The organism is Flaviaestuariibacter amylovorans, from assembly GCF_039541815.1.
Classification (GTDB): Bacteria; Bacteroidota; Bacteroidia; order Chitinophagales; family Chitinophagaceae; genus Flavisolibacter; species Flavisolibacter amylovorans.
Map to the genome: position 1 here is coordinate 365124 of NZ_BAABGY010000016.1, position 26787 is coordinate 391910.

18 protein-coding genes are annotated in these 26787 nt (G+C 61.1%); 8 read left to right on the forward strand and 10 right to left on the reverse strand.

The window, feature by feature from the left end; all coding sequences use genetic code 11:
* Positions 1-41 precede the first annotated feature (41 nt).
* The 6 genes from ABD937_RS21295 to ABD937_RS21320 all read right to left on the reverse strand — a co-directional run bounded on the left by ABD937_RS21295 (position 42) and on the right by ABD937_RS21320 (position 9048).
* A complete protein-coding gene (locus ABD937_RS21295; protein ID WP_345257986.1) occupies positions 42-1286 on the reverse strand; it encodes a quinol:cytochrome C oxidoreductase in 1245 nt (414 codons plus the stop codon).
* A 32-nt stretch (positions 1287-1318) separates the two neighbouring features.
* Complete coding sequence (locus ABD937_RS21300; protein ID WP_345257987.1) at positions 1319-2002, reverse strand: c-type cytochrome; 684 nt, start codon at positions 2000-2002, stop codon at positions 1319-1321.
* Between the two features lie 14 nt (positions 2003-2016).
* Positions 2017-2607 (reverse strand): DUF3341 domain-containing protein, encoded by a 591-nt coding sequence (locus ABD937_RS21305; protein WP_345257988.1) that lies wholly within the window; start codon positions 2605-2607, stop codon positions 2017-2019.
* A gap of 108 nt (positions 2608-2715) precedes the next feature.
* Positions 2716-4161 (reverse strand): NrfD/PsrC family molybdoenzyme membrane anchor subunit, encoded by a 1446-nt coding sequence (nrfD, locus tag ABD937_RS21310; protein ID WP_345257989.1) that lies wholly within the window; start codon positions 4159-4161, stop codon positions 2716-2718.
* A 100-nt stretch (positions 4162-4261) separates the two neighbouring features.
* Complete coding sequence (locus tag ABD937_RS21315; RefSeq protein WP_345257990.1) at positions 4262-7591, reverse strand: TAT-variant-translocated molybdopterin oxidoreductase; 3330 nt, start codon at positions 7589-7591, stop codon at positions 4262-4264.
* Between the two features lie 188 nt (positions 7592-7779).
* Positions 7780-9048, reverse strand: a complete 1269-nt coding sequence (locus tag ABD937_RS21320) for a c-type cytochrome (protein ID WP_345257991.1) — start codon at positions 9046-9048, stop codon at positions 7780-7782.
* A 340-nt stretch (positions 9049-9388) separates the two neighbouring features.
* On the opposite strand from ABD937_RS21320, the gene purN reads away from it, so the two are divergent.
* Positions 9389-10009 carry a phosphoribosylglycinamide formyltransferase gene (gene purN, locus ABD937_RS21325; protein WP_345257992.1) on the forward strand — a complete coding sequence of 207 codons (621 nt, stop codon included), beginning with the start codon at positions 9389-9391 and terminating at the stop codon, positions 10007-10009.
* 196 nt (positions 10010-10205) lie between these two features.
* Here purN and ABD937_RS21330 read toward each other — a convergent pair whose 3' ends face one another.
* Both ABD937_RS21330 and ABD937_RS21335 read right to left on the reverse strand, forming a co-directional pair.
* Positions 10206-14546, reverse strand: a complete 4341-nt coding sequence (locus ABD937_RS21330) for an HYR domain-containing protein (protein ID WP_345257993.1) — start codon at positions 14544-14546, stop codon at positions 10206-10208.
* 203 nt (positions 14547-14749) lie between these two features.
* Positions 14750-16909 (reverse strand): T9SS type A sorting domain-containing protein, encoded by a 2160-nt coding sequence (locus tag ABD937_RS21335; protein ID WP_345257995.1) that lies wholly within the window; start codon positions 16907-16909, stop codon positions 14750-14752.
* A 354-nt stretch (positions 16910-17263) separates the two neighbouring features.
* On the opposite strand from ABD937_RS21335, the gene ABD937_RS21340 reads away from it, so the two are divergent.
* Together ABD937_RS21340 and ABD937_RS21345 are read left to right on the forward strand one after the other, a co-directional pair.
* Complete coding sequence (locus tag ABD937_RS21340) at positions 17264-17512, forward strand: hypothetical protein (protein WP_345257996.1); 249 nt, start codon at positions 17264-17266, stop codon at positions 17510-17512.
* 30 nt (positions 17513-17542) lie between these two features.
* The gene (locus ABD937_RS21345; RefSeq protein WP_345257997.1) at positions 17543-17989 is read left to right on the forward strand and encodes a response regulator; all 447 of its coding nucleotides are present in this window, start codon (positions 17543-17545) and stop codon (positions 17987-17989) included.
* Positions 17990-18404: 415 nt separating this feature from the next.
* Here ABD937_RS21345 and ABD937_RS21350 read toward each other — a convergent pair whose 3' ends face one another.
* Together ABD937_RS21350 and ABD937_RS21355 are read right to left on the reverse strand one after the other, a co-directional pair.
* Positions 18405-19061, reverse strand: a complete 657-nt coding sequence (locus tag ABD937_RS21350; RefSeq protein WP_345257998.1) for a DUF6766 family protein — start codon at positions 19059-19061, stop codon at positions 18405-18407.
* 55 nt (positions 19062-19116) lie between these two features.
* Complete coding sequence (locus ABD937_RS21355; RefSeq protein WP_345257999.1) at positions 19117-19542, reverse strand: response regulator; 426 nt, start codon at positions 19540-19542, stop codon at positions 19117-19119.
* A 132-nt stretch (positions 19543-19674) separates the two neighbouring features.
* On the opposite strand from ABD937_RS21355, the gene ABD937_RS21360 reads away from it, so the two are divergent.
* The 5 genes from ABD937_RS21360 (at position 19675) to ABD937_RS21380 (ending at position 26785) form a co-directional block, all read left to right on the forward strand.
* On the forward strand, positions 19675-21546 hold the full coding sequence (locus ABD937_RS21360; RefSeq protein ID WP_345258000.1) for a sensor histidine kinase: 1872 nt from the start codon (positions 19675-19677) through the stop codon (positions 21544-21546).
* Positions 21521-22150, forward strand: a complete 630-nt coding sequence (locus ABD937_RS21365; protein WP_345258001.1) for a response regulator — start codon at positions 21521-21523, stop codon at positions 22148-22150. The genes ABD937_RS21360 and ABD937_RS21365 overlap by 26 nt, the downstream gene beginning before the upstream one ends.
* A gap of 267 nt (positions 22151-22417) precedes the next feature.
* The gene (locus ABD937_RS21370) at positions 22418-24355 is read left to right on the forward strand and encodes a glycosyltransferase family 2 protein (RefSeq protein ID WP_345258002.1); all 1938 of its coding nucleotides are present in this window, start codon (positions 22418-22420) and stop codon (positions 24353-24355) included.
* A 111-nt stretch (positions 24356-24466) separates the two neighbouring features.
* On the forward strand, positions 24467-26002 hold the full coding sequence (locus ABD937_RS21375) for a GH3 family acyl-acid amido synthetase (protein WP_345258003.1): 1536 nt from the start codon (positions 24467-24469) through the stop codon (positions 26000-26002).
* A 156-nt stretch (positions 26003-26158) separates the two neighbouring features.
* The gene (locus ABD937_RS21380) at positions 26159-26785 is read left to right on the forward strand and encodes a LysE family translocator (RefSeq protein WP_345258004.1); all 627 of its coding nucleotides are present in this window, start codon (positions 26159-26161) and stop codon (positions 26783-26785) included.
* The last annotated feature ends 2 nt before the right edge of the window (positions 26786-26787 follow it).

Below are 26787 nucleotides of genomic sequence, written 5' to 3' on the forward strand. Positions count from 1 at the left end.
ATAAAACACTTAAGAAACGGTGCCCTTGTGGCACCTTTTGCTTAGGTGTGGTGCACGATGCTCTCCTTCAGGAACGGGTGGTTCTTGGCGTAGAGCGGCGCGCGGCTCAGGGAGCGCGAGGTCACAAACATGATCAGTCCGACGAAGCCGAGGCCGATACCGAGGTCATAGAGCATATTGGGCACGTGGTCTTCGGAAACGCCCGGCATCACCATCTGGTAGAAGTCGATCCAGTGGCCGAAGAGGATCAGCACGGCCATCATGGTGATGGTGCCGTAGTTCCGCTTGGAGCCGCGCCGCATCAGGATCAGCAGCGGTGCCAGGAAGTTGATGATCAGGTTGGCGAAGAACAGGAACCGGTAAGGTCCGTGCACGCGGGGCTTGAAGTAGATCGTTTCCTCGGGGATGTTGGCATACCAGATCAGCATGAACTGGGAGTACCACAGGTAGGTCCAGAAGATGGAGAAGGCGAACATGAACTTGCCGAGGTCGTGCAGGTGCTCGCGGGTCACCAGCTCCAGGTAGCCGTTGTTCTTCAGGTAGATGACGAAGAGGGTGATGAGTGCGATACCGGCTACGAAGGAAGAAGCGAAGGTGTACCAGCTATACATGGTGGAATACCAGTGAGCGTTGATGCTCATGAGCCACAGCCAGGGAATCGACGACATCACGGTGAGTCCGAACAGTACCGCGTAGGCAGCAGCCCATACGGTGTTGTTCCAGATATAGCGCTTGCCGTCTTCGCGGCTGAGGGGAGCGTTATCGATCGAGCGCGAGCGCTTGCGCATCTGCGCGCCGAGGAGCCACCAGCCCACAACGGTGATAATGGTCCAGACGATGTAGAAGGTCTTGTTGAGGAAGCCTTTCTTGGCATTCAGGATCTCGTCGTGCTTTACGTGCTCGGCGTCGGTCCAGTGGTAGATGGCGTGGTCGCCGCCCATTACAATGGAGAGCAGTACGATAAGAGCGATTACGCCGACGACGGGCACGCAGGACGAAACGGCTTCGGTGACACGGTTGAAGGACATTTGCCAGCCGCCCCAGGCGAGTGTGGTAGCGCAGATGAAGAACATGGCGGCATTTACCACCAGGAGGAAGTAAACACTGTTCTGAAGCAGGGAGGCCCAGAAGCGGGCGCGGTCATGTACCGCATGGGCGTCGGCACCGCCATGGGCGCCATAGGCGAAGTAAAGGAGGACCAGCGACAGAAGGCCCACCCCCATCAGAATGAAGGAGAAGGTTTTATATCGCTGGGGAACTAGGTATTGCTCTTTGAGGGCTGCCATTGCTATACTTTATTAAGAGTCGTTCGGGTTGATTAGCGGGTTTGGGTCGTGTCGGTGCCAGCGGCTGCACCGGTAGTGGCCGTTGCAGCGGCAGCGGTGGTGTCGGTGCCGGTGGCAGCGCCCCCGCCCTGCTTGCTGCGGATATAGTTGGTGATCCACCAGCGCTGCTCGGGGTGTACCTGCGAAGCGTAGGCGCCCATCTGGCCCTTGCCGTAGGTGATCACGTGGTAGATCTGTGCGTCGGAGAGCTTCTTGGTGTAGTCGTCGAGGAGGTTACGCGGAGCTGCCGGGTAAGGGCCGTCGCCACCCTTCCAGAGGGGACCGTTGCCATCGAGCTTGGAACCGTGGCAGATGCCGCAGTTGATCAGGTAGAGGCGCTCGGCTTCTTTCAGCTGGGCGGCCGTTACGTTGCGGGGCTGCGTCAGGCTCACAAAGGAGGCGGCACGGGCATAACCACTATCGCCTTCCGGGAGTTCGAAGTGGTTGGCGTCGCCGCGGGCCATGGTGCCGGGTACGGGCATTCCGTTCCAGTAGGCGCCACGCTTCGAAAGGTCGTGGTCCTCGGGTGTATTGTTATAGCCGAGGGCCTCATACGCGCGGCTATAGTACATGTCGGGCATATAGGCACGACCGGGGTCGTTGCCAGAGGCGCCCCCGCAGGCAGCGAAGCTGAGGGTGAGCGCAATGAATCCGGTGAGAAGCAACAATTTTTTCATCATTCCTTGTTTTATCAGCCAGCTACCGCCACTTCGTTATTGTAAAGTTTTTGCTCTTTGTCGTAGCGACCCATCCACCAGCCGGTTTCCTTGGTCACCACCTCTACGCCCTGGGCGCCGGCGCTCTGCAGGAAGCTCATGATCTCCTGCTCGTTGGAGCGGTCGCTGAGCTCGATGGCCATCGTGAAGGTGTCGTCGGTGGAACGCGGGTTGAAGTGGTCCTTCTTCACGAAGGGAGCCAGCTGGCACAGGTAGCAGAAGGTGAGTACCATGCCCACGGCCGCGAAGAGTACCGTCAGCTCGAACATGATGGGGATCCACGCGGGCAGCGAGAAGAAGGGCTTGCCACCGATGTTGAGCGGCCAGTCGGCGGTCAGCGTCCAGGTGATGAAGCTGAAAGCCGTTGTGGTACCCGTGATGCCGTAGATAAAGCCGGCGGTGTGCAGGCTCGTATCGCGGAGGCCCATGGCCGTATCCAGGCCGTGGATCGGGAAGGGCGTATACACATCATGGATCTTGTAGCCGGCCTTACGCACCGCCTTCACGGCGGGGAAGAGTACCTGCTCGTCGTAGAAGTTGCCGACAACGAATTTTTTGAGCGCCATAGTTTTTATTTGGTCCACCGCGGCCCGGGGGCGTTGGCGTTGCTATTTAATGTGTTCCAAACTGCGTTTCCGGTTGCCGGCCGTGGAGCGCCGGCGCCGGTTGGGTTCTTAGTGATGCGTGTGCTCGTGTGCGAAGTGCTCCACGGATTCCTTTTCCACCGGTTCCATCTTCTCCTTGTACACGTCGCCGCTTTTCTTGAGGATGTGCTTGATCTCGGCGATGGCAATAACAGGGAAGTATTTCGAGAACAGGAAGTAGCAGGTGAAGAAGAGGCCGAACGTTCCCATGTAGAAGCCGATCTCCCAGATGGTGGGGGTGTAGTAGGGGCTCCAGCTGGAGGGCAGGTAGTCGCGGTACAGCGAGGTCACGATGATCACGAAACGCTCGAACCACATACCAATGTTCACGATGATCGACATGAAGAAGGTGACTAGGATGTTGCGGCGCATCTTGCGGAACCAGAAGATCTGGGGGGAGATCACGTTACAACCCATCATCAGCCAGTAGCTCCAGCCGTAGGGAGAGGCGAGGCTTACGCGGTTCTGCTCGAAGGCGTACCACTCGTACTTCACGCCCGAGTACCAGGCCATGAAGAGCTCAGTGAGGTAGGCGATACCTACAATGGAGCCGGTGAGTACGATCACCTTGTTCATCACCTCGATGTGCTCGAGGGTGATGTACTCCTCGAGGCCGAGCACCTTACGGGTCACCAGGAGCAGGGTCTGCACCATGGCGAAGCCGGAGAAGATGGCGCCTGCCACAAAGTAGGGCGGGAAGATCGTAGTGTGCCAGCCGGGGATCACCGAGGTGGCGAAGTCGAAGGATACGATGGTGTGTACCGAAAGTACGAGCGGCGTGGAGAGGCCGGCGAGTACGAGCGACAGGGCCTCGTGGCGCTGCCAGTGCTTCGTGGAGCCGGTCCAGCCGAAGGCGGCGAGGCCATAGAACATCTTGCGCCACTTCAGCTTGGCACGGTCACGCAGGGTGGCCATGTCGGGCAGCAGGCCGGAGTACCAGAAGAGGAGCGATACGGTGAAGTAGGTCGAGATGGCGAATACGTCCCACAGCAGCGGCGAGTTGAAGTTCACCCACAGCGGGCCGCGCGTGTTGGGGTAAGGCAGGGTAAAGAAGGCGTTCCATACACGGCCCATGTGCCAGATCGGGAACTGGCCGGCGCACATTACGGCGAAGATGGTCATGGCCTCGGCGGCGCGGTTTACACCCGTACGCCAGCCCTGGCGGAAAAGCAGGAGGATCGCGGAGATCAGCGTACCGGCGTGACCGATACCTACCCACCATACGAAGTTGGTGATGTCCCAACCCCAGCCGATGGTGCGGTTCAGGTTCCACTGGCCCGTTCCGTACATCACCTCCTTGGTTACGGAAACGATGCCGAAGAGCAGCAGGAACACGGAAATGATAAAGCCGATCCACCACAGCTTGCTGGGCTTCGTCTCCACCGGGCGGCAGATGTCCTCCGTAACCTGGTGGTAGGTCTTGCTACCTTCTACAATCGGTGGTCTTACCTGCGATTCGTACTTAAGTAATGCCATATTGTTTGTCGTTCGGCCCTCTGCGTGCATCGGGCCCTTTTAGAAACTTTTTTATTCGAAGGAATCGCAATTGCCGATTCCCGATTACCGATTCCCGTTCTTAGTCGTGTACCGGGGTCGCAGCCGGCTTCTCGCCGTGCTCCTTCACGCCGCCGTGGTCTTCCTGGCGACCGTGGCCGCCCATGTTCTCGGGGTTCACCGGGATCTCCTTGGAGTTGCGCACCTTGGCCAGGTAGCTCACGTTGGGGAGGGTGTGGATCTGCTCGATCACGTGGAAGAGACGGTTCGGGTTGTTCTTGCGCCACTGCGATACGGTGCTGTTCGGGTCGTTGGCGTTGCCGAATACGATCGCGTTGGTGGGGCAGGCCTGGGCGCAGGCGCTCTGTACTTCGTCACCACCGAGGGGACGGTTCTCGAGTTTCGCCTTCAGCTTGCCTTCCTGGGTGCGCTGCACGCAGAAGGTGCACTTCTCCATCACACCGCGCGAGCGCGTCACCACGTCGGGGTTCAGCACCATGCGGGTAAGGTCGTCGTTCATCTGCTCGATCACGAAGTCGCGGGCACCGACGCCGGACTCGGGTCCGAGCTTGCCGTGGGTGGAGGCGCCGGTGTAGTCGGCCCAGTTGAAGCGGCGTACTTTATAAGGGCAGTTATTGGCGCAGTAGCGGGTGCCGATGCAGCGGTTGTAGGCCATCTGGTTGATGCCTTCCGAGGAGTGCATGGTGGCTGCTACCGGGCAAACGTTTTCGCAGGGAGCGTTGTCGCAGTGCTGGCACAGCATGGGCTGGAATACTACCGCCTTCAGGTTGTCGGCATTCTCGCCTTCGCTTACGAAGTAGCGGTCGATGCGCAGCCAGTGCATTTCGTGCGCACGGAGCACTTCGCTCTTACCCACCACCGGCACGTTGTTCTCGAGGTGGCAGGCCACCACGCAGGCACCGCAGCCGATGCAGGAGTTCATATCGATGGCCATGCCCCACTTGGCGCCGTGGAAGCCGTGGTCGTAGTTGTTGCCGCCTTTCTCGTTCGGCTTCGCATAAAGCGTGGCCTCGTGGCGGTAGTCGCCGGTCTTCTTGGCGTAGTCGGCCACGAGCTCGTCGCGCTGGTGGCGGAACTTGGTGGGCTCCAGCAGGAAGGCGGCCATCGTGGTCTCTTTCACCACTTCCTGGCGGTTCTCGTAGGAGTTGTGCACCTGCGTCTGGGCGATCTTGTACTGGCCCTTCTCGGAGATGACCACTTTGCTGGCGGCATTATGGTAGTCAACGGTGTTGCCGTTGAAGCGGGCGAAGGGGAACACGTTCGGACCCGTACCGGCTGCTGCCTTGCCATAGGCTTCGGAGCGGCCGTAGCCGACGGCGATGGCGATGGTATCCTTCTCCACGCCGGGGATTGCGAGCACGGGGAGCGTGAGGGTCACGCCGTTCACCGTGATGTCGATCTGCGGCTTCTCTCGGTAGTATTCGTAGTCGGAATCGAGCTCGATGCCCAGCTCCTTGGCCTTGGCCACGGAGATCATGGCGAAGTTGTCCCAGGTAGCTTTGGTGATCGGGTCGGGCAGCTCGAGCAGCCAGGGGTTGGCGCTTTGCTTGCCGGAGCCCATGGCAACGTTCTGGTACAGCACCACTTCGTTGGCGGGGCGGGTAGCGGCGGCAGAGAGGGCCAGCACCGCTGCGCCTACACCACCGCCATTGAAAGAGCCGGCCTGGCCGCCGCCTGCGGGAGGCGTGGCAAAGGTGGTCGTAGTGCCGTCCGTGTTGATGGTGTCGGTAACGAAGCTTCCGGAGGTGGCAGTGGCCGGTGCGGCAACGGTGCGGCCGTTGGCGAGCACGCCGTCCTGCAGGGCTCCGTCGAATCCGGCGGCGCCACCGAGCTTACCGCTCCAGTAGCCGCGGAAGTAGGTTTCCCAATCGGTATTGTTGCCGCTCCACTTCAGCAGCGAAGTCTGGAAGGGGCGGGTCTTGAACAGGGGGAAGATGGTGGGCTGGATGAAGGAGATATTACCGCTGCGCGATTCGGCATCACCCCAGCTTTCGAGGTAGTGGTGCGAAGGCACGGCGTACTGGCACAGGGCCGTCGTCTCGTCCATCTTGGCGTTGAAGGAAACGGAGAGGCGTACTTTCTTCAGGCCGTCGGTGAAGCCTTTGGCGTTGAAGTAGTCGTAAGCGGGGTTGGCATCGTACACGAGCAGGGCACCCACCTGGCCGGCGTTCATCGCCGTTACGAGGTCGTTCATGTCCTTGTCGATGGCGGCCTTCGTTACGAGCGGGCTACCCCAGTCGATGGTGTTGCCGTAAGCACCGAGGGCGCTGTTGATGGCGTTGACCACCGTCTGAACGTTGGGGTCGTTGGAACCGCACACCACGAGTGCGTTACGGCCGGCGGCCTTGAGCTCCGTGGCGATCTCGGCGATCTTGTTGCGGAGGATGCCGTTGGGGAGGTTGTTGGGCGTACCCGCTACGCCGAGGGCGTTGGCGAGGGCCATCACCACGTTGCCGGTTTCGGAGGGACGGTGCACATAGCGCTCGTCGGCGTTGGAGCCGGTGAGGCTCAGGAAGCTTTCGAGCTGGTAGTGCTTGTTCATCTTGGGCGCAGCCTCGTTGATCTTGCGGCCGGTAGCGTACTGGCGGGCAAAGTCGACGGGGGTGAGCCAGGTGCCGAGGAAGTCGGCGCCGATGGAGACGATGACGGCGGCGCGGTCGAAGTTGTAGCCGGGGATGGCAGACTCCTTCGGGCGGCCGAAGCCGGCCATATTGGCCTGGATCATACCGCTGTAGGAAACGGCGTCGTATTGTACGTGGCGGGCGCCCGGTACGCGGCCGAGGAACTCGGAGATGAGCTGGCGCGTGGAGGGCGAGTTGATGGTGCTGGTGAGGAGCACGACGGCGCCGCCGCCGAGGCCGGCCATAGCGGAAGCGATCTGGCTATCGAGCTGCTCGAACTTCGGGATCTCCTCCCACTTACCGTTGCCGGCGTTGCGCTGCGGGTGGGTGATGCGGAAGGTATCGTACAGGTCGAGCACGGAGGCCTGCATGCGGGGAGAGGTACCACCCTTCGTGAGCGGGGAGAGCGTGTTGCCTTCCAGCTTGATGGGGCGGCCATCGCGCACCTTGGCTACCGCGGGAATCACTTCACCGTCCTGAACGAAGGTGGTGGCGTAGTACTTGGCCACACCCGGCGTCACGTTTTCGGGACGGTTGACGTAGGGAACGGCCTTGCGCACGGGCATCTGGCAGGAAGCGGCGATGGTGGCGGCGGCAGTGCTGAAGCCTACGTACTTGAGGAAGTCGCGGCGCGGCGTCTTGGCATCGAGCAGACCCTTGTCGAGGTCTTCAAACGGCAGCTGCTCCCGGAACTCGTCCTGGTTCTGCTGCTGAAAGCGTTTGTTGTCGTTCAGTTCAGCGAAACTTTGCCAATACTTGTTTGTGCTCATATTTGATGTCTTCCCCGACGCGCTACGCGGTCTGGGTTTGTTTTAGTCTAAGAAGAATATACGGTCCTGGTGCACAGTTGTTTGTAGTGGCGTCCGTAGTCTAAGACGACGAACAGCTGTGCGGGAGGAGTGATGCAGTAATTAAAGAACTGTGTTGCCGTCTGTAGTCATGGACTACAGACAACATTTTAGTAGTGGCACTTCTGGCACTCGAGGCCACCGATGTCGGCTACTTTCACGGAGTCCATCTTGCCGGCGTTGACGTCGTTGTGGAACTTCTCGTAGATGGAGTAGAACTTGTTGCCGGTGCTGTCCTTGCCGTTGAAGAAGTTCACCTTCGTTTCGCGGTGGCAGTTGATACACCAGCCCATGCTGAGTTCCGACACCTGCTTCACCACGTCCATTTCCTGGATGTTGCCGTGGCAGGTCTGGCAGGCTACCTTACCGGCGTTCACGTGCTGGGCGTGGTTGAAGTACACGTGGTCGGGGAGGTTGTGGATCTTTACCCACTCCGGCGACTTGGCCTTGCTCGGATCCCAGGGCTTGCCCGGGGTGTAGCCGGCGTACTTATAGAGCTTCTGGATCTCGGCGGTACCGTTGATCTCGTTGCCTTCCTCGTTATAAAGCTTCGGACCTTTCTCGTAGGTGGAGATGGCCTTGTGGCAGTTCATACAAACATTAAGGGAGGGTATGGCGGCGTGCTTGGATTCCCATGCGGAGCCGTGGCAATAAAGACAGTTGATCTGGTTGACGCCGGCGTGCACCTTGTGCGAATAGTAGATCGGCTGCTCGGGCTGGTAGCCTTGCTGGCGGCCGAGGCCGATGGCGCCTTTTGCAACGTAGTAGCCGCCAACGACGAAGAGCAGGAGCGCGATGAGGGCGATGTATACTTTGTTGCGCCAGAAGGGCACCTGCTCGGGGCGGTTGATGCCTTCCTTATCGTCGGAGAGTTTCTTCAGGTTGTTGTTCACCTGCATCAGGATCAGCGCGATGATGGCCAGGATGATGGACACCACGCCGAAGATGAGCGAGCCGTTGCCTTCGCCTTGCTGGTTAGCAGCGGCGCCGGCACCATCACCACCGTCCGTCTTCTGGCCGGCAGCGGGAGCGCTTACGATATAATCAGTGATGGCGTCGATCTGCTTCTCGGTAAGCTGGGGGAATGCCTGCATGATGGCGCCGTACTTCTGCTGGAGCGCTTTGGCGTAGGCGTTACCCTGGAGATAGGATGCGGGGTTGTGGATCCACTTATAGAGCTCTTTCTGGTCGCCCCAGGGGCCGCGCTCCTTGAAACCACGCAGTGCAGGACCCGTCAGGTCCTTGTCGAGCGCGTGGCAGGTCTGGCAATTCTGCTGAAACAGTTGCTTACCTTCTTGAGCATATATGGAGAAAGAAAAGAACAGCGAAAAGAAACTGAGCAGGGCAATTTTCGTTACGCGAGTCTTAAGAAAAATCATAGATTCAACTGATCTAAATGTGGAAAATTTCCGAATCGGGTGCAAAAATATGACACGGATATTACAAAATAGCATCCCTGTTAAATTTTTTTTAACCCGCTACAGGCCTGCATTTCAGCGAATTAGATAGTGTGTGAAAAGGGGCCGCGAAAAGGTAAGGGAAAGATTCATCAAACACTCTTTTTTTTCGCGGAAATGTGAAAAAACATGACGAAGATCAGGAAATCGGAAGCACCTTCCGGAGCACAATTTTTACAGGATCGACAGCACCGTTTCCCCGATGACCGACATTGTGCTTCCTTTGCGGACGCTTCGGTGAAGCGTTCCTCAACCTAATTGCATGATCCCTACTGTTTCAGCTACCGGCCCCGGTCACACGGAGCGCATCGCGGTGTTCGCCTCGGGCTCCGGTTCCAATGCCGAACGCATCATCCGTCATTTCGCGCAGCATCCCACCGTGCAGGTAACGCTGCTGGTGTGCAACAAGCCGGAAGCAGGCGTGCGGGCGAAGGCCGCGGCGGCGGGCATCCCGGAGCTGCTCATCGAGCGGGGTCGCTTTCTCAGCGGCGATGCCTACCTGCCCGAGTTGAAGGCGGCCGGTATCAGCTTCCTGGTGCTCGCCGGCTTCCTGTGGAAGGTACCGGCAGCGCTCATCGAGGCCTACCCGCGTCGCATCGTCAACATCCACCCCGCGCTCCTGCCCCGGTTCGGGGGTAAGGGCATGTGGGGCGCGCACGTGCACCAGGCGGTGCTGGAGGCCGGCGAAACTGAGTCGGGCATCACGATCCATTACGTGGACGAACATTACGATCACGGCGACCACATCTTCCAGGCACGCTGCCCCGTGCTTCCCGGCGACAGCCCCGATACCCTCGCCGCGCGGGTGCTCGCGCTCGAGCACCGGCATTTCGCCGAGGTGGTGGAGCGGGTGGTGTTGGGGAGTGAGGGGGTGAGCGGGTGAGCGGGTGAACGGCTCACGCCTGTTAACTAAAGAACGGATGCCGAAGGCATCCGTTCTTCTTACGTCGCATCGGCCTCCGCGCCAGAGGCTCCCGGGCCCCTGTGCTAAAGCTTCGGCGCCGGTGCACCGATGGCGCGCGGGCTCACGTGCTGACACGCTCACTTGCTCACCCGCTCACTCGCTGACACGCTCCCCCTCATCGGGCGATCACAATTCGCGTGCTTAGCGCTCCGTCGCGGCCGCTGACGCGAACCGAATAGAGTCCTGGGGTGAGTACCGGAAGCGACACCGGGTGCAGTTCCTCCTTGAGGCCAACGGTCAGCTGGCGGCCGGCCACCACAACACCCGAAGCGTTGATGACCTGCACCTGCACGGGCCCTGCGGCAAAGCCGCGGAGCAGGAGGCGGAAGTCGCCTTTGGTGGGGTTGGGGAAAGCCGTTACGGAAGCCCCGGCAGCTTCGCCGTCCGTCGTCGTCACCATCGTGCCCGTGGCCGCAGGAGCCGGCTCGCTGCCTTTTACTACCTCGCCGATCGTGCGCTGCAGGCTGCCGTCGCAGCGGAAGGCATTCCAGTTTACGCATTTGTCGGAGATCACCTGCTTAGCCACGAAGAGGCCATTGAGGGTCGACGGTGTGCAGGTAGCGGGAATGACGGTGGAGCCGCAGCCCTCGCGGGAGAAGGAAGCCGTGGCCGTATTATTGGCATATTTGACCGCTACGCGGATCGTGGACATGGCCGTGAGCTGCGTTGCCTTCATCGTATACGAAATGGTCTCGGTCTGTCCGTTCTTGATGCCCTCGCCGATCGTATTGAGCTTCAGGCTCCGGAAGGGGTTGGTGGTCGTGTTCTCGGCGCTGTAGCCGATGCTGCTGCTCTTCGTCCAGGAGAGGGCGGTACCGGTGCTCAGCTCAAAGGCCATATTGCTCACTGCGTTGCCGCAGGTATTCATGACCTGGAACGTGACCGTATACGTGCCGTTGCTGTTCTGTACATAGCCCTTATAGGTGATGTAGATACAGGAGTTGTTCTGTGTGCAGTTGCTGGCCGTGGGCGCAGTGGTGGTGGGCACGCCCTGGTTGGTGCCTACACGAATGGTGCCCGTAGGTGCGTAGAAGATGCCGTTGACAACAGCGCCGCCGCCTTTCACATATACCTTATCTGCAGCTGCGTCTGCGCCGAGATAGAAGGTGACGCGGTAATTGGGGGCATTCACTACCGACTTCATGCCGACGGTGAGGCTACCGCTGATGCGTACGTTGCTGTTGGCGGCGAAGTTGGCCGTGGCGATGTTGTTATTGTTGCCGTTGCCCACCACCAGCGTCTGCAGGTTGAGGGTGGAAGCGGTGAACGTCACTTTAGCGCCCTCCTCGATGGTGACTGCGCGGAAGGTGCTGCCCGTAAGCGTTACCGTTGCGCCTTTGGACACATAGAGATCGCCGTAGTTGGCTCCGAGCGTCACCGTGCTGTTGGCGGCCACGGTGTGGTTAGCGAGGCCGGTGTAGCTGCCGCTCCAGGATTGCTGGGCCGGAAGCGTATAGCCGGCGGGGGCCAGGATCTTACCCGGCACGGTGGCCGTTGCGGCGGCGCTGATGACGGGGGCCTTCACGAAGGCGCCGGCGCCGTTCACCTTGCTGGCGCTGCCAATGCTGGCCTTGCCGGTGCTTCCGTTGACGCCTACCGAGCCGGTCTGCACGTCGTTGCTCTCGCCGAGGCTCACATTGTCGAGGCCCACGATCGTATACAGGTCCGTATTGGCCGGGGGCGTATGGGTATAGGTGGCCGGAACCGCGCTGCGGCAGCCGTTGGCGTCGGTAACATAGAGCTGGAAGCTGTTGCTGCAGCCCGGTGCAGCGGGGTTGGAGCAGCCGGCGAGCGGAAGCGCCAGGGCAGACGCGGTGCCAACCGTAGTGGAGCCATTGATCCATTCGTAGCTGCTGCCGCCCGTGCCCGTGAGCGTGGTGCGGTTGCACAGGTCGTCCTGCCCGGTCACCGAGATGGCGGCCGTGGGGCGGGGATAAATGGTCACGGTGGTGCTGCCGGTGCTGAGGTTGCCCGCGGCATCCGTGGCCGTCCAGGTCACCGTGGTCACGCCAATAGGGAAGCCTGCCTGCACCGTGGCGCCCGTGCCGCTGCCGGTGGTGGCGCCGCTGAGGGTCCAGCTAATGGTGCTGACGCAATTGTCGGTAACGGCGGCCGAGAGGATTTCGTTATCGCCTGCGCCGTCGGTGCAGTGCACGATGGGCGCCGGTGTGGAAAGCACCGGGGAGGTGTTATCCGTTACGGTGATGGCTTGCGTGCAGCTCACGGCTTCGCCTGCTGCATCGGTCACGGTCCAGGTGATGGTGGTGGTGCCGAGCGGGTAGGCCGCGTCCATCGACTGGCCGTCGCTGCGGCTGCTTCCAAGGGAAGCCGATGCCGGAGCATAGGAAGGCGCTGTGATGGCCGGAGTGGCGCCGCAGCCGGTTGCCGCAAGCGTGAGGGCGGCAGGGCAGGTCACTACGGGTTGTTGCTTGATGCCGAAATCGATCACCTGTCCGTCGGCTGCCGGGGCGCCGAATACATACTCACCGTTTACAGTGCCGTCGCCGGCGGTGCCACCCGTGCCTTCGCCGGTGTGCTTCCACTGGGTGGCATCGGGGAGGCCGGGTGCCGTAGCGGAGGCCGAGCCAGCCAGCACGAGGCGGTAGGTGCTGATGCCGGCAAAGAGGCCATCGGCGCTGCCGAAGCTGAACGTGCCGTTCGTCAGGGCACTGGAGGCGACAATGGTTTGCGTGGCGTCGTCCACGAGGTTCACATAGAGGCTGCCGCCGGCATTCGAAATGGGCGTGCCATTAATAAGGCCGTCGGTGTTTCCGTTGCCGTCGTTAAATACGGTACCGGAGATGCGGATCTCCGTTACGGTCACCTGCTGGGTGCAGGATACACGATGGCCGGCGCCGTCTACCGCAGTCCAGGTGATGACGGTGGTGCCTACCGGGTAGCAATCCGTGAGGGACTTGCCGTCGGCCCGTACGCCGGTCACGGTCACGGAGCAGTTGTCGGAGCCGGTGGCCTGGCCTACGTTCACGAAGCGGCCACAGCGCTGGTCGGCGGCCACGGTGATGGAGGCGGGGCACTCGATGCTGGGAGGAACGGTGTCGTACACGGTCACCTGCTGCTGCTGTGTGGCGCTGTTGCCGGCGGCATCGGTATACACCCAGCGCACGGTGTAGGTGCCGGGCGTGGTATAAGTGGTGGGGTCCGCAGTGGTGGCGGTGATGACGCCGTCGCAATCCTGCGCGCTGGGCGCGGTTACGGTGGCGCTGCACTCACCCGTTACTTCGGGCAGGTTATCAACGAGGGGCACCGGCACGGAGCTGTCGGTCACGGTCACGAGCTGGGTGCAGGTGGCGGTGTTGCCGGCGCCATCGCGTACCGACCAGGTTACGGTCGTGGTGCCGATGGGGAAGGTGGCGGGTGCGTCGTTGCTGTACACCAGCTCGCTGCTGGGGCAGTTGTCGGAGGCGGTGGGGCCGGGCAACGTAGCCGTGGCCCTGCAGTCGGGGCCCGCAGCCACCACAACGGCGGGTGCGCAGGTGAGGATGATGGGCTTCTGCGTATCAAGGATCGTGATGCTGAACGTCTCGGTGTTGCTGTTGCCGGTGGGGTCGGCCGCCGTATAGGTGACGTTGGTAGTGCCCACCCCGAAATAGGAACCCGAGGGGTGACTGGAAGAGAGCAGGGCGGAGCAGTTATCGGTGGCGGTCGGCAGCGTCCAGGTAATGATTCGGCCACAGCCGGCGAACTCGGCGGTGTCGACAATGGCGGCGGGTACATTCGTAAGCACCGGCGCTTCCACGTCCACTACGGTATAGACCTGTGTGCAGGTGGCCGTATTGCCGGCTGCATCGGTGGCGGTCCAGAGGATGGAGGTGTTGCCCAGCTGGTAGAGTGCGTCGAGGGGCTGACCGTCGAGGCGCACACCGGAGATGGTGACTTCGTTGCATTCGTCGCCGATCAACGGCTTCTCCACCGTTACCGAGAGGGGCGTGCCCCAGCGGGCCGTAGCGGAAGGCGTGCCTTTGTTGCCGCCTTTTACCGGGCCGCCGGTGCGGTAGTCGATGGGCATCGCATCCACGAAGTTGATGTAGGCGCCGCAAAGGCCCGGCTCGGTGTTGACGATGATGGGCGCCTTGCACTGGATGGTCGGCGGGGTCACGTCGGGCGTGTTGGTGATCGTCCAGGTGCGGGTGACCACGCAGCCGCGGCGGTCGCGGACCGTGAGGGTATAGGTACCGGGCATCACGCTGAGCAGGTTCTGAGAAGTACGCAGCGGGCTCGTGTTCCACGAGTAGGTATAGGGTGCCAGGCCGCCTGTGGGCGCAAAGATGCGGATGGAACCGGTGGGGCCATTACAGGTGCTGGGTGTGATGCTCTGCAGGTTCACGGTAAAGGGGCAGACCTGTGCTGTGGTGGTGAGGCCCATCAGCAGAGCGAGCAGGAAAAACGCAAACCGCAGTTGGGTCAACGGCCGTGCCGCTTTCATTTCTTGGCTCATAAAAAGGAGTTTTGCTTTGGTATTCGTCTGGCTGAGGGGGGGGTGCGTATGTGGTTTTTACGGACACGCATCGTGTTTTCACGCAAAAACGGAAGTCAAAGAAAAAACATCAGCAGCGTAAATGCAAGGCTTTTTAAGTGTTTTTATTTAAACTTTTCTAAGCGCAGGTCTAAACGGCACTCAATCAAGCACATCGGTGGGATTTAGCGCCCTACGACGAGCTTATGCACCTGCCGGGTCCCATTGGCTTCGATGCTCAGGAAGTAGAGGCCGGCGCTCAGCGTGCCGATCCGCGAAAGCTCGACGGCGTTGCTGCCGCGCAGTAGGTCGGCCGTCTGGCGGTGCAGCACCCGCCCGGTAGCGTCGCTCAGCAGGAGCTGGGCGCGGGCCGGGCTACCGGCCGACAGCTGGAAGCGGATCGCATCCTTCACCGGGTTGGCGAGGCCGCTGACGCTGAACTCGCCGTTGCTGCGGGCCTGGAGCACCACCACGCGGCTGTAGCGGTAGGAGCCGTCTTCGTCGACCTGGCGGAGGCGGTAATAGAGGCGGTTGTTCGGGAAGGAGGCGATGTCGTCGGAGAAGCTGTACTGGTTACGGGCGCCGCCGAGGCCGGGCACGGTGCCGATGGAGCTGTAGCTGCGGCCATCGAGGCTGCGCTCCACCACGAAATGACGGAAGCGCACTTCGTCGGCGGTGGTCCAGTGGAGGCGGGCCGTGGTTCCGCGCTTTTCCGCGGCAAACTGCAGGAGCGTGAGCGGCAGGCTGCAGGTGGTGTTCGGAACGGTGAGGGTGGTGTCGGTGGAAGAAACCTCGCCGGTCCAGAACCAGGTGTTGAGGATGCGGAAGTTGCCGTAGTCGTCGCAGAGCAGGGCCGGGGTGTTGGCGCCGCTGCCCGCGGACATCGTCGTGGGGATCACGGGCGGGTTGTCTATATCGGCCCCGTCCCAGGCCCGGTTGCCCAGGAACTGCGGGGTGCCGGCCACGTCGTGGTATTGCGATACGCCTGTCTCGCTCACGTTGAGCCCCGCGGGGGTCGTGTTGTTGTTGTTGGTGGCGCCGTTGCAGGTAGCGTCGGTGCCCAATTGCGAGTCGTCCCAGTACAGGGTGGGCTCGTAGGTGTTCGGCGAGAAGGTGGTCACGGTAAAGCCATACTGGTTGAGTTCTGCGTCGAAGAAGGGCAGGTTGGTGCGGCCGCGCATCAGCTTGGAGGAGGTGGCGATCTGGACGTTGCCCGAAACCGGGTCGCCGAGGCCGTCGAGGCCGTCCCAGTCCACTTCCACCATGCCGGGCATGGCGTTCAGGCCATATACATAGCGGTCTTCGGTGCCGGCGTCATAGCCCGGGTTGCCGTCGAGGTCGAGCAGGAGGCGGAGGTCGCCGGGAGATTTGACCTGTACGTTGAGCTTGTAATTGCCGGGGCAGCCCGTGATGCTCTTAAGCACCGGCGCCTCGGGGTCGTCGGCCAGCGGGAAGATCTCCGGGTCGGGGAAATTGATGAATACGTTATAGCCGTTGGCGAGCGTGGTCGGCGACCCGCTTTGCGACTTCGACTGGCGGCTGATGAACCAGTCGGGCTCGGTGGGGTCGGCGCCGTACTTATTGAAGTACACCACGAAGGCAAGGGGTCGGAAACCGCCCTGGAAGGTGATCTGGGCAATGGTGCTGTCGGCGGTATAGCCGTAGAACGAGTTCAGCTCCATGGGCTTGGTGATGTCGCCGCGGAAGCTCACCGGGTTGTACGTCAGGAGGCTCCAGCCCTGGGAGTAGACGCGGCCGGGCTTCACGTTGAGCGGAGTCGCTTCAAACACGGTGAAGTCGAAGAATACCAGCACGGTGTCCTGAGCAGCGAGGGCAGTCTGGCCCCCGTCGTCGCTCTGGTAGATCTCGATGAAGTACTCGCCCGCTGTGCCCGGAATGAATTCGAGGGCTTTGTATCCGCCGGCTCCGGCCAGCGTATCGGGACCGGCCTGGGCGGCGGCAAACGAGGGGATATAGCCCCGGTTTCCGGTTCCGGGGGTCACCAGGGTCGGCGGCACCACCTCCACCTCGTCGGACGACCGGATGATGCGGTAGTACACGGGAACCTGCGTGGGCGTGGGGTCGTTGCGGTTATAGGCATTCCAGCCGAAGTGAAGGCGCTCACCGGCTTTCAGGTAGAACCGGAGGCGGTTCTCGGTGGGGGCATCGCGGTAGGGGCCCGACGTCACGGAGTTGACGTTACTGATGTTGAGGCCGACGCCGTTGACCGAGTTGGTCATGACCTCCAGGGTGCCCTCGGCGCGAACGGCCAGGGAACCGACCAGGCAAAGCAGGACGAGAAGATAGCGGCCGTAGTGGCGGCCAATTCCAGGAATGCGGCTCATAAGCTTAGTTTGGCGATAGTAAATCGTGCGGTTGGAACACGGATTTTTCCTGGAATTGGATCGTACTTTTTCGAGCGGAAACCAAAACTAATCGATTACTCTTAGAAATCCTAATGCATGAGCTTCTGAATGTTTAAGCGTGGGAATAAAAGCGGTTTTTTTGTTAACCAACCCGGAAAACCAAAAAGACTGCCCCGCCAGGGCGCCTCAGCAGGCTATTGTAAGAGTGAACGATTATATTTGTTGTTCCCCCGGGAACCAGCAGCCGATGAAACCATGTTTTTCTTTACCTTCTTTGCGGCATAATGCGCTGATCTGCATGGTCTTTGCGGCAAAAAAAGCAGGAGGATCGTGATGATGACGTTGTTTGCATTCCAATTGCTGACGCCCGCAGAGCAGCTCGACCTGCTTTACGAAGCAGGTACCTACATCGGGAAGCGTAGAGTGGAGGGCCGCGTGCGGATCCTTTACCAGCTGGAAGGCTTTTATATAGAGGTGCACTACAAAAAGTACCGCTGTATTGCCGAAAAGCTGGTCTGTTTTCGCTCCACCATACCGCTGGAGCCTTATCTTGAAGCCATCGATGTAGAGCACCTGGTATAAGCTACCGACCAAAACCCGACCGACCGACACATGACCCATTCCATCACACCTAAGAATATCGTGCTTTATGCCGATGACGACCCGGATGACCTTCAGCTGGTACAGGAAGCCTTTGCCCAGTTTGCCCGGGACGTAGAAGTGGTGACCGCCTCCGACGGCGGACAGGCCCTTTCGTACCTCGAAGCCCTTTCCGACCTCGACCCGCTGCCCTGCCTGATCATCCTCGACGTCAATATGCCCGTAGTGGACGGCAAGCAGGTGCTTCGCCGCCTCCGCACCATGGAGCGCTTCGCCGAAGTGCCGGTGGTGCTGTTCACCACCTCGTCGCAACCCGCCGACCAGGGCTTTGCCGAAAAGCACGGTGCCGGGTTCATTACGAAGCCCCTGCAATTCAAGCAGATGGAGCTCATTACCGACCAGTTCATCGCCCACTGCGCCGAAGAGATCCGTAAAAAGATCCGCCGGCAGATGCAATAACCTTTTTTCTTGCTTGCTTTATGACGGGGCCGCCTGTGAGGGCGGCCTTTTGTTTATTTGTTTATTGGTCTATTTGTTTATTGGTAAAGGATCGTTTGTGTGTGGGCTACGCTTTTTGGATAGGCAAACGGAAGAAATCGGCTGCATGATGGGTTAAAGACAGCTACCGTGCCTTAGCGCCATGGCTGATCCTTACAGGATGACAAACTGGGCTGGTGAGCGCGTTCCCGTCCCGCTATTTCATCCTGATCCGTCATCAAGCGTCGTGCGTCAGCAATAAATCTGAAATCTGAGATCACACATCTGACATCCTCACCGGCGTCAGCCTAAATCTGAGATCCGACATCCGAGATCTGAGATCCTCTGTCGTGCGTCAGCAATAAATCTGAAATCTGAGATCACACATCTGACATCCTCACTCCCCCGTCTCGCTGTTGGGCGCATCCACCGGCTTCGACTGCGGCGAGCCCTTCTGCCGCAGGAAGACGGAAAACAGCACGAGCAACAGCACCGACAGGAACTCGCTCTGCCAGTTCTGGAACGACTCGAACCAGAAGCGCGTTTGTCCCAGGTAGCTCCATGCGGTTTCGGCAGGCTCCCCCTTGAGCAGTTGCTCCTCGTTGTGGTCGCGTAGGGAGCCGTGCCAATGCAGCAGGAAGGAAGCCAGGAAGAGGGCGAAGAGCAAATAGCAAAGCGAATGCTTGTAGAGGCTCCCGATCCAGCCGCCTTTCCGTACCGGCCAGGGCGCCCCGGGACGGTTCGGGTCCGGCTCGCGGTCCACCTCGTCTTTGGGGGCGTCGGGGTCTTTGGATTCGGAGGAGCCTTTTTGATAGAGGAACATCGTCAGCACCACGAAGAGCGCCATCTGGAGAAATTCGCTCTCCCAGTTTTCGAAGGTGGACTGGAAAAAATGCCCGGAGCGCAGGTACTGACCGAGCGGGATTTCGGGCGCCTTGTGCTCCTGCAGCTGCTCGTTGTGCTCGTGGTGGCCGGTCAGCACCTGGCCCACCAGCGAAACGAGGAACAGCAATCCAAAGACGATCGAAAGACCATTGTTCCTGAGCTTCTTCATACAGCCTGTTTGTGCAGCCTGTTGAAAAAACTGTTCCATTCTGCCGGGAAAGCTGCTACCCGCGCTCAGAGCCGGGCTCTACCCAGGAATCCGTGGCGATGCCGTACAGCTCATGCAATAATTCCCGCCAGGCTGCCACATTGCCCGGCTTGCCATAGTAGCCCGCGGCGCCGGAGCGGATGCACTCCGCCACCTCGGGGCCGCGCGGGGCTGTAGTGAGCAGGAAGACAATGATGGACTGATAGCGCTCGAAATCCTTGAGCACGTGCACCAGCTCCCGGCCGCCGATGGCGGGCATGTTGAGGTCGAGCACCACTACTTCGGGGAGCCCGGTGTCGGGAAGGGCATGCAGGTGCTGCAGCAGGTCGCGCCCCCCGCTGAGGATGCGGTAGTCGCCAAGCCCCTCCTCGCGGAGCAGGCGTTCGATGAGCTCACGGTCATCAGGGTCGTCGTCGACAAAAAGAATGCGGGCGCGTTGCATGGTTGTGTGTGCTGGGCGGAAAGGCAAAATAAAGGCAGGAATGGATGCCGCCAAAGTATCATTTTTGAGTGCCGCACGGCCGCCGCAAATCGGGGCTCCCGGTATGTACTGATGTGCTACCTTAGGGGACTCATGCGTACCCGCGCCCTGCCACTCTTCTTCCTGTTGCTGCTACTGCTGCGCGCCACCGGCGGCTCGACGCAGCCGCCCGCCCGGCCGGCCTTCCAGCTTTTGGAAGACCGTACAGCGCGCCTCGACGCAGCGGGCGCCCTCCGGGCCCTCCGCGAGGGCGGCTTCCGCAAGGCCCCACAGCAGGAATTGAGTCCCGGGTTCACCCGCTCCGTATTCTGGATCGCCTTCCGCATCACCCGCCCCGCCGACTCGCTGGTGCTGCATGTTTCCGAGCCCAATATCAACCGCATCGTGCTCTATGGGGTACAGGCCGGGGCACCCCGTTCCCTTTTCGAAAGCGGCGATTTCTTTCCGCACCGGCAGCGTCCCTTCCCGACAGCCGACTTCCACTTCCCGCTGCGCGACACCGGCTGGTACCTGGCGCTCATCGACAAATCGAATGAATCGCTCGAGCTGTCGTTTCACCTGCGCACACAAGAGGAGATGCGCAGGGCCGAGGGCACCAGCGCCCTCGTAGTCGCCTTCTTCACCGGCACCATTGCGCTCCTGCTGCTGTTCGGCGCCTATCTCTTCGCGTTCACGCGCGAGCGGCTCTATGCATTCTATATCCTGTATATCTTATCGGGCTGGCTCTGGGTGCTCTCCAACGGCGGCTACGGCTTTCAATACCTCTGGCCCGACAGTCCCTGGTTTGCAAGCAAGGCCAAGGTGATCTTCCTGCTCAGCACCATTGCCCTGTCGCTGCCCTTTGCCCTCCGCTACACCGGCGCCCGCCCGCATCCGTGGCTGCGCCAGACCGTTTGGGCAAGCACCGCCTTCTTCTGGGTGTGCATCGGGGCTACGCTGCTGCTCGGCGCCTACTACCATGCACCCTGGTGGCTGACGCTGCAGGGCGTGCTGGCCGGCACCGTGCTGCTGTACGTGTGCCTCATGGTTGCGTTGCTGGGCTTCTACAGCTGGCAGGGCAACCGGCTCGCCCGCTTCTACTTCTTTGCCGTGCTTACCCTCATCGCCTGCGCCCTCGTGCAGCTCGGCTCCTACACCGGCGCCCTGCCGTCGGTACCCCCTTTCTACCGGCGGTTCGGCACGGCGCTCGGGTTGCTCATCGAGTCGGTGATCCTGACGGCGGGGCTTGCCTACCGCTTCTATGAATTCCGCCGGAGCCGCGAAGAGCTCCTGCACCGCATGAACCGGCAGCAGCTCGAGAACACGCGCCTGCTTATGGAAGCCCAGGAGGCGGAGCGCAGCCAGATCGCAGGTCAGCTTCATGACGTGGCCGGCTCGCTGCTTTCGGCGGCGCGCCTGAACCTGTCGGCGCTGCGCGAGCAACAGCAACAGGAGCGCCTGCCTGCCGATCCCCGCATCCACCAGACAGAGGAAGCCCTTGGCATCGTGGCGCAGACCGTGCGCAACCTGAGCCATGCCCTGCACCCGCTGATGCTGCCGCGTACCGGCCTGCCCGGCGCGCTCCGCAAGATCACCGATATCTTCAACGCTTCGGGCAAGGTGCACATTACCCTGCTCGTGCATGGCTTCGCTACGTACGAAGAGGAGCAGCAGGCGCATTACAACGGCATCTACGGGCTCGTGTACGAGCTGCTCAACAACCTCGTGCGGCATGCAGGCGCCAGCTGCGCGCTGGTACAGGTAACGGAGCTCGAAGAGAGCTTCGCCCTCATCGTGGAAGACAACGGCGCCGGCTTCCCGCCTGCCCAGGCGGATGCTACGCCCTCGCTCGGGCTTGCCGGCATCCGCTCGAAAGTGGCTTATTTTCGCGGCGCGATCGCCATCGAGCCCAACGAACCCCAAGGCACCCTGATCACTATTGAAATACCGAAAGCGACTTATGACCTATCGTATCCTGCTGGCTGATGACCATCCCTTCCTGCTCAACGGCATCCAGTCGATGCTGGGCGAGCTTCCCGATGTGGAGATTGCCGGCACGGCCACCAACGGCACCGAGCTGCTCGGGCTCGTGGCGCGGCTGCATCCCGACCTGGTCCTGATTGACCTCAACATGCCCGGCAGCAACGGGCTCGACTGCCTGCACCGCATCCGCAGCGCGCACCCTTCGGTACGTGTGCTCATCTTTACGAGCTACCAGCAGGCCCAGCTGGTGGAGGAAGCCCGGCGCAGCGGTGCGGCCGGCTACGTGTACAAGACGGCTTCGCCCGACGAGCTGCGGGCGGCGGTGCTGGCCGTGCTGGCCGGCGGCACCTTTTTCCCCGACACGCAACGCGCGGCGCCCGACGAGGCTCCTTTCTACGACGACTTCCTGAAGAAATACCAGCTCACGCGCCGCGAGGCCGAGATCATCCGCCTCATCGTGCGCGGCGGCACGAGCCGCCAGATCGCGGGAGAGCTGCACCTCTCGGAGCTCACCGTCAACACCCACCGCAAGAACATCATGCGCAAGCTCGAGGTCGGCAACATCGCGGGGCTCGTGAGCTTCGGAAGAGCGAACAACCTCTATTAGGATCTCAGATCTCGGATGTGATGATCTCAGATCTCAGATCTCAGATTTCAGATTTCAGATTTCAGATTTGTTTCAGGTGGAGCAGTTCCTGACGTCCCGAAGCGCATAAAAAGCGACTCGAAAGCTGTCTCCATTAAGGAGAACCGGAATCTGAAATCACCCATCTGAAATCTGCAATCCACCCAGATCACAGATCCGAGATCCTAGATCTGAGATTCCCTTGCGGGTTATATTTGCCGCCTACCTAAGCCTGCCTTTCGATTGACCGTGTCCGTCATCATAGTGAACTACAACGTGCGCTTCTTCCTGGAGCAGTGCCTGCATTCGCTGCGCGCAGCGGCCCGGGGCCTCGCGGTAGAGGCGATCGTGGTCGACAACAACAGCACCGACGGCTCGCCCGAATACCTGAAGGCCCGCTTCCCGGAGCTCATCTACCAGTTCAATACCACCAACGTCGGCTTCGCGAAGGCCTGCAACCAGGGGCTGGCGCTGTCGAAGGGCGAATACATCCTCTTCCTGAACCCCGATACGCTGCTGGCCGAGGACTCCCTTCATGTGTGCCTCGACTTTTTCCGAAAGCACCCGAAGGCCGGCGGCCTCGGCGTGCGTATGATCGACGGCACCGGCACGTTTCTGCGCGAGTCGAAGCGCTCCTTTCCCGGCCCCATGACGGCACTCTACAAGCTCTTCGGCCTCTCGCTCCTCTTCCCGCGCTCGCGCACCTTCGGGCGCTACCACCTCGGGCACCTTTCCGAACAAGCCAACTGGGAAGTGGATGTGCTCGCCGGCGCCTTCATGCTCATCCCGCGCTCCGTGCTCGACGAAGTAGGCTCCTTCGACGAGACCTTTTTCATGTACGGCGAGGACGTGGACCTCTCCTACCGCATCCAGGCGGCGGGTTACCAGAACTGGTACGTGGCCGATACCACCATCATCCACTTCAAAGGCGAAAGCACGAAGCGCGGCTCGCTCAACTATGTGCGTCTCTTCTACAGCGCCATGAACATCTTCGTGCGCAAGCACTACGGCGGCGCGCAGGCCCGCGTTTTCCGCGCCTCCATCCATGCCGCCATCGGCGTGCGGGCGGCACTCGCGGCGGGCGCCAAGTTCATCCGCTGGGTGGGCCTTCCGGTCATCGACGGCGTACTCATCCTGCTCTCGTTCTGGCTCGTGAAGGAACTCTGGACCGAGTACGTACGCACCGACATCGTGTTGCCCGAACAGCTCATCCGCTTCTCGCTTCCAGCCTATGCGCTGGTGTATATCGTGACGGCTTATTACGCGGGCCTGTACGACAAGATCTACCGGCGGAGTAACTTCCTCCGTGCGTCGGCCTTTGCCTCCCTGGCGCTGCTGGCGGGTTACGCGCTGCTGCCCGAGAACCTCCGCTTCTCACGGGGCATCCTGCTCTTCGGCGCGCTGCTCTCCTTCCTGGCCGTGGGCGCCGTGCGCCGGATCCTGCTCCGCGCGGGCATCCTGCAGCGCCCCGCCGAAAGCGCCGACCGGCCCTACGTGCTGGTGGTGGCCGACGGGGCTGGCTACGCCGAGGTGGCGGCCCTGCTCGGGCGGCACAAGCGGCAGCAGAACCTCATCGGGCGGGTAGGCCTCGGCGCCGCCGAAAAGGGCTCGGTGGCCGGCCTCGCCGACGTAGACAGCGCCGTCAGGGCCCTCGGCGCCGAGGAGCTCATCTTCTCGGCAGGCGCGCTGTCGTATAAGGAGATTATCGCACAGACCGGCAGGCTGCGCAGCACGGTGCGCCTTCGCTACCACGCGGCCGGCAGCGCCTCGGTGGTGGGCTCCGACTCGAAAGACTCCTCTGGGGAGGCGCTCTCGCTCCACGAGCCGCTGCAGCTGGCGCTGCCGGGGCCGCGGCGCGACAAGCGCCTTCTCGATGTGGCGCTGAGCGGCGCCTTCCTGGTGACGCTGCCCGTGCACCTGCTGCTCGTGAAGCAGCCCGGGCGCTTCCTGAAGCACTGCGGCCAGGTGCTGGCCGGCCGCCGTACCTGGGTGGGCTATTGCAGGCCGGAGCCCGACCTGCCACCGCTGCGCCGCGGGGTGCTGCGGCCCAATGGGGCCGGGCAGCGCCTGCTGGCCGGGCTGCCGGCCGAAAGCCTCCACCAGATCGACCGCTGGTATGCCCGCGACTGGGACGCCGGCCTCGACCTGCGCATCATTTTGAAAAACTACCGTTGGCTTGGTTTATGAAGGCACTACCGGACCCGGAGCGTACCTTTAGAAAGAAAGGACCCCGGCCGGCGGCAGTTCCCCGGCACAGCGCTAAGTGAAACCGAACATTAAAGATTGTACCCCGAAAGGATGGCGAGAATCATAGACCTGAAACTACCCAAGGCCCTGGCGGCCGCCCTGCGCATCCCGCAGAACGACCCGAGGCGCCAGCAGCTCCGCGTATTGAAGAAGCTGCTCCGCAAAGCCCGCTTCACCGAGTTCGGCCAGCAATACCGCTTCGACGACATCCTGCACAGCAAGCTGCCCGACCGGCAGTTCCAGGCCAACGTGCCGGTGCACGACTACAACAGCATCTACGAGCAGTGGTGGAAGAAAACCCTCGAAGGCGTGCCCGACGTCACCTGGCCCGGAAAGATCAAGTACTACGCCCTGAGCTCCGGCACCTCCGACGCGGCCTCGAAATACATCCCCGTTACGAAGGAGATGCTGCGCTCCAACCGCGTCAACTACCTGCGGCAATGGCTTTCGCTTATGAGCTACGAGCACCTGCCCCGCAACTCGGTTACCAAGGGCTTTCTCATGATGAGCGGCGCCACCGACCTGCAGAAAGGCGCGGCCGGCTGGTATGCCGGCGACCTCTCGGGCATCCTGGCCAAGAACAAGCCCTTCTGGTTCCAGACCTTCTACAAGCCCGGCGGCCGCATTGCCAAGATCAAAGACTGGAACGAGAAGCTGCACGAGATCGTGGAGCATGCGAAGGAGTGGGACATCGGCTACATCGTGGGCGTGCCCGCCTGGTGCCAGATGTGCATGGAGATGATCGTGGAGCATTACAAGGTGAAGACCATCCACGACATCTGGCCCAACCTCGGCTTCTTCGTACACGGCGGCGTGGCCTTCGAGCCTTACAAGAAAGGCTTCGAGAAGCTGCTGGCCAAGCCCATTGTCTATATCGAAAACTACCTCTCCTCCGAAGGCTTCATCGGCTTCAAGGCCCGCGAGCACGCGCAGGGGATGCAGCTCATTCTCGACAACAACATCTTCATGGAGTTCGTGCCCTTCGACGAGAACAACTTCGACGCCGACGGCAAGATGGTAGAGAACCCGAAGGCCTATATGATCCACGAGGTGGAAGAAGGCCGCGAGTATGCGCTGCTCATGAGCACCAACGCGGGTGCCTGGCGCTACCTCATCGGCGATACGCTGCGCTTCGTGAACAAGGAAAAGGCCGAGGTGGTGATCACGGGCCGCACCAAGCACTTCCTCTCGCTGGTGGGCGAGCACCTGTCGGTAGAGAACATGAACCGCGCCATCCAGCTCGTAAGCGAGGAGCTGAATATCTCCATCCCCGAATACGGCGTGGTGGGCTTTCCCTACGAGGGCCTGTTTGCGCACAAATGGTACGTGGCCTGCAACGACGACGTACCCGAAGAACTACTGGCGCAGAAGATCGACGGCTACCTCTGCCAGTTGAACGACGATTACGCCGTGGAGCGCGGCTCCGCCCTCAAGGCGGTGCTGCTGCAGCGCCTGCCCGAAGAGGCCTTCCTGAAGTTCATGGAGAAGGAAGGCAAGCTCGGCTCGCAGCACAAATTCCCGCGCGTGCTCAAAGGCAAGATGCTTCAGGAGTGGAATCAGTTTCTTGCCGAGATCGGCAAGAAATAATGTGCTAATGGGCTAGTGTGCTAATGTGTTAATCGGGGCCTTGGTGAATTCGAGGCCAGCGCCCTGTTTATAAACGGGAAACCTATCTCCGGAACGGTATTTTATTAGCACATTACCCCATCAGCACATTAGCACATTACTATATCTTCGTCGCGCATGTGGTATGCTTTGATCAAGGGTTTGTCGCTCGGCTTGCTGCTCGCCATCTCGGTGGGGCCGCTGCTGTTCACGACCATCAAGCAGAGTATCTACAACGGGCGCAGGGGTGGCTTCGCCTTCGTGGCGGGCGTGTCGATGAGCGACCTGCTGCTGGCCATCCTGGTCAACTTCTTCACCGAGCTGTTCAACAGCATCATCAACGGGCAGGACATCGTGGTGGTGATCGGCGGGCTCTTCCTCGTGGCCGTCGGCATCTACTTCCTCTTTTTCAAGCGGATCCGCGTGGTGGAAGAGGGCGCCACGCCGGAGCGCTTCCGCAAGCGCGACTTCTTCAAGGTTTTCATGACGGGCTTCCTGATGAACGTCCTCAACCCCGGTATCTGGATCTTCTGGCTCGCCGCGGCCACCTCGCTCATCAAGCACTCCATCGACCAGCGCCTCGGCATCTTCGCCATCGCGCTGCTCTTCGTGCTGGGCACCGACGTGCTGAAGGTGCTCGGCGCCGACAAGATCCGCAAGCGCCTCACGGCCCACAACATCCAGTTCATCTCCCGCCTCAACGGCTTTATCCTCGTGTGCTTCGGCGTGGGCCTCATGACCTATTACCTCTTTCTCCAGGACTGACG

What these genes read in the sequence shown, in the direction of transcription:
- ABD937_RS21360 (WP_345258000.1), top strand. Translation starts at nt 19,675, where the DNA reads ATGCGTACCCGCGCCCTGCCACTCTTCTTCCTGTTGCTGCTACTGCTG.
- ABD937_RS21335 (WP_345257995.1), bottom strand. Translation starts at nt 16,909, where the DNA reads ATGAGCCGCATTCCTGGAATTGGCCGCCACTACGGCCGCTATCTTCTC.
- ABD937_RS21345 (WP_345257997.1), top strand. Translation starts at nt 17,543, where the DNA reads ATGACCCATTCCATCACACCTAAGAATATCGTGCTTTATGCCGATGAC.
- ABD937_RS21315 (WP_345257990.1), bottom strand. Translation starts at nt 7,591, where the DNA reads ATGAGCACAAACAAGTATTGGCAAAGTTTCGCTGAACTGAACGACAAC.
- ABD937_RS21365 (WP_345258001.1), top strand. Translation starts at nt 21,521, where the DNA reads ATGACCTATCGTATCCTGCTGGCTGATGACCATCCCTTCCTGCTCAAC.
- ABD937_RS21380 (WP_345258004.1), top strand. Translation starts at nt 26,159, where the DNA reads ATGTGGTATGCTTTGATCAAGGGTTTGTCGCTCGGCTTGCTGCTCGCC.
- ABD937_RS21320 (WP_345257991.1), bottom strand. Translation starts at nt 9,048, where the DNA reads ATGATTTTTCTTAAGACTCGCGTAACGAAAATTGCCCTGCTCAGTTTC.
- ABD937_RS21355 (WP_345257999.1), bottom strand. Translation starts at nt 19,542, where the DNA reads ATGCAACGCGCCCGCATTCTTTTTGTCGACGACGACCCTGATGACCGT.
- nrfD (WP_345257989.1), bottom strand. Translation starts at nt 4,161, where the DNA reads ATGGCATTACTTAAGTACGAATCGCAGGTAAGACCACCGATTGTAGAA.
- ABD937_RS21295 (WP_345257986.1), bottom strand. Translation starts at nt 1,286, where the DNA reads ATGGCAGCCCTCAAAGAGCAATACCTAGTTCCCCAGCGATATAAAACC.
- ABD937_RS21350 (WP_345257998.1), bottom strand. Translation starts at nt 19,061, where the DNA reads ATGAAGAAGCTCAGGAACAATGGTCTTTCGATCGTCTTTGGATTGCTG.
- ABD937_RS21330 (WP_345257993.1), bottom strand. Translation starts at nt 14,546, where the DNA reads ATGAGCCAAGAAATGAAAGCGGCACGGCCGTTGACCCAACTGCGGTTT.
- ABD937_RS21305 (WP_345257988.1), bottom strand. Translation starts at nt 2,607, where the DNA reads ATGGCGCTCAAAAAATTCGTTGTCGGCAACTTCTACGACGAGCAGGTA.
- ABD937_RS21375 (WP_345258003.1), top strand. Translation starts at nt 24,467, where the DNA reads ATGGCGAGAATCATAGACCTGAAACTACCCAAGGCCCTGGCGGCCGCC.
- purN (WP_345257992.1), top strand. Translation starts at nt 9,389, where the DNA reads ATGATCCCTACTGTTTCAGCTACCGGCCCCGGTCACACGGAGCGCATC.
- ABD937_RS21300 (WP_345257987.1), bottom strand. Translation starts at nt 2,002, where the DNA reads ATGAAAAAATTGTTGCTTCTCACCGGATTCATTGCGCTCACCCTCAGC.
- ABD937_RS21340 (WP_345257996.1), top strand. Translation starts at nt 17,264, where the DNA reads ATGATGACGTTGTTTGCATTCCAATTGCTGACGCCCGCAGAGCAGCTC.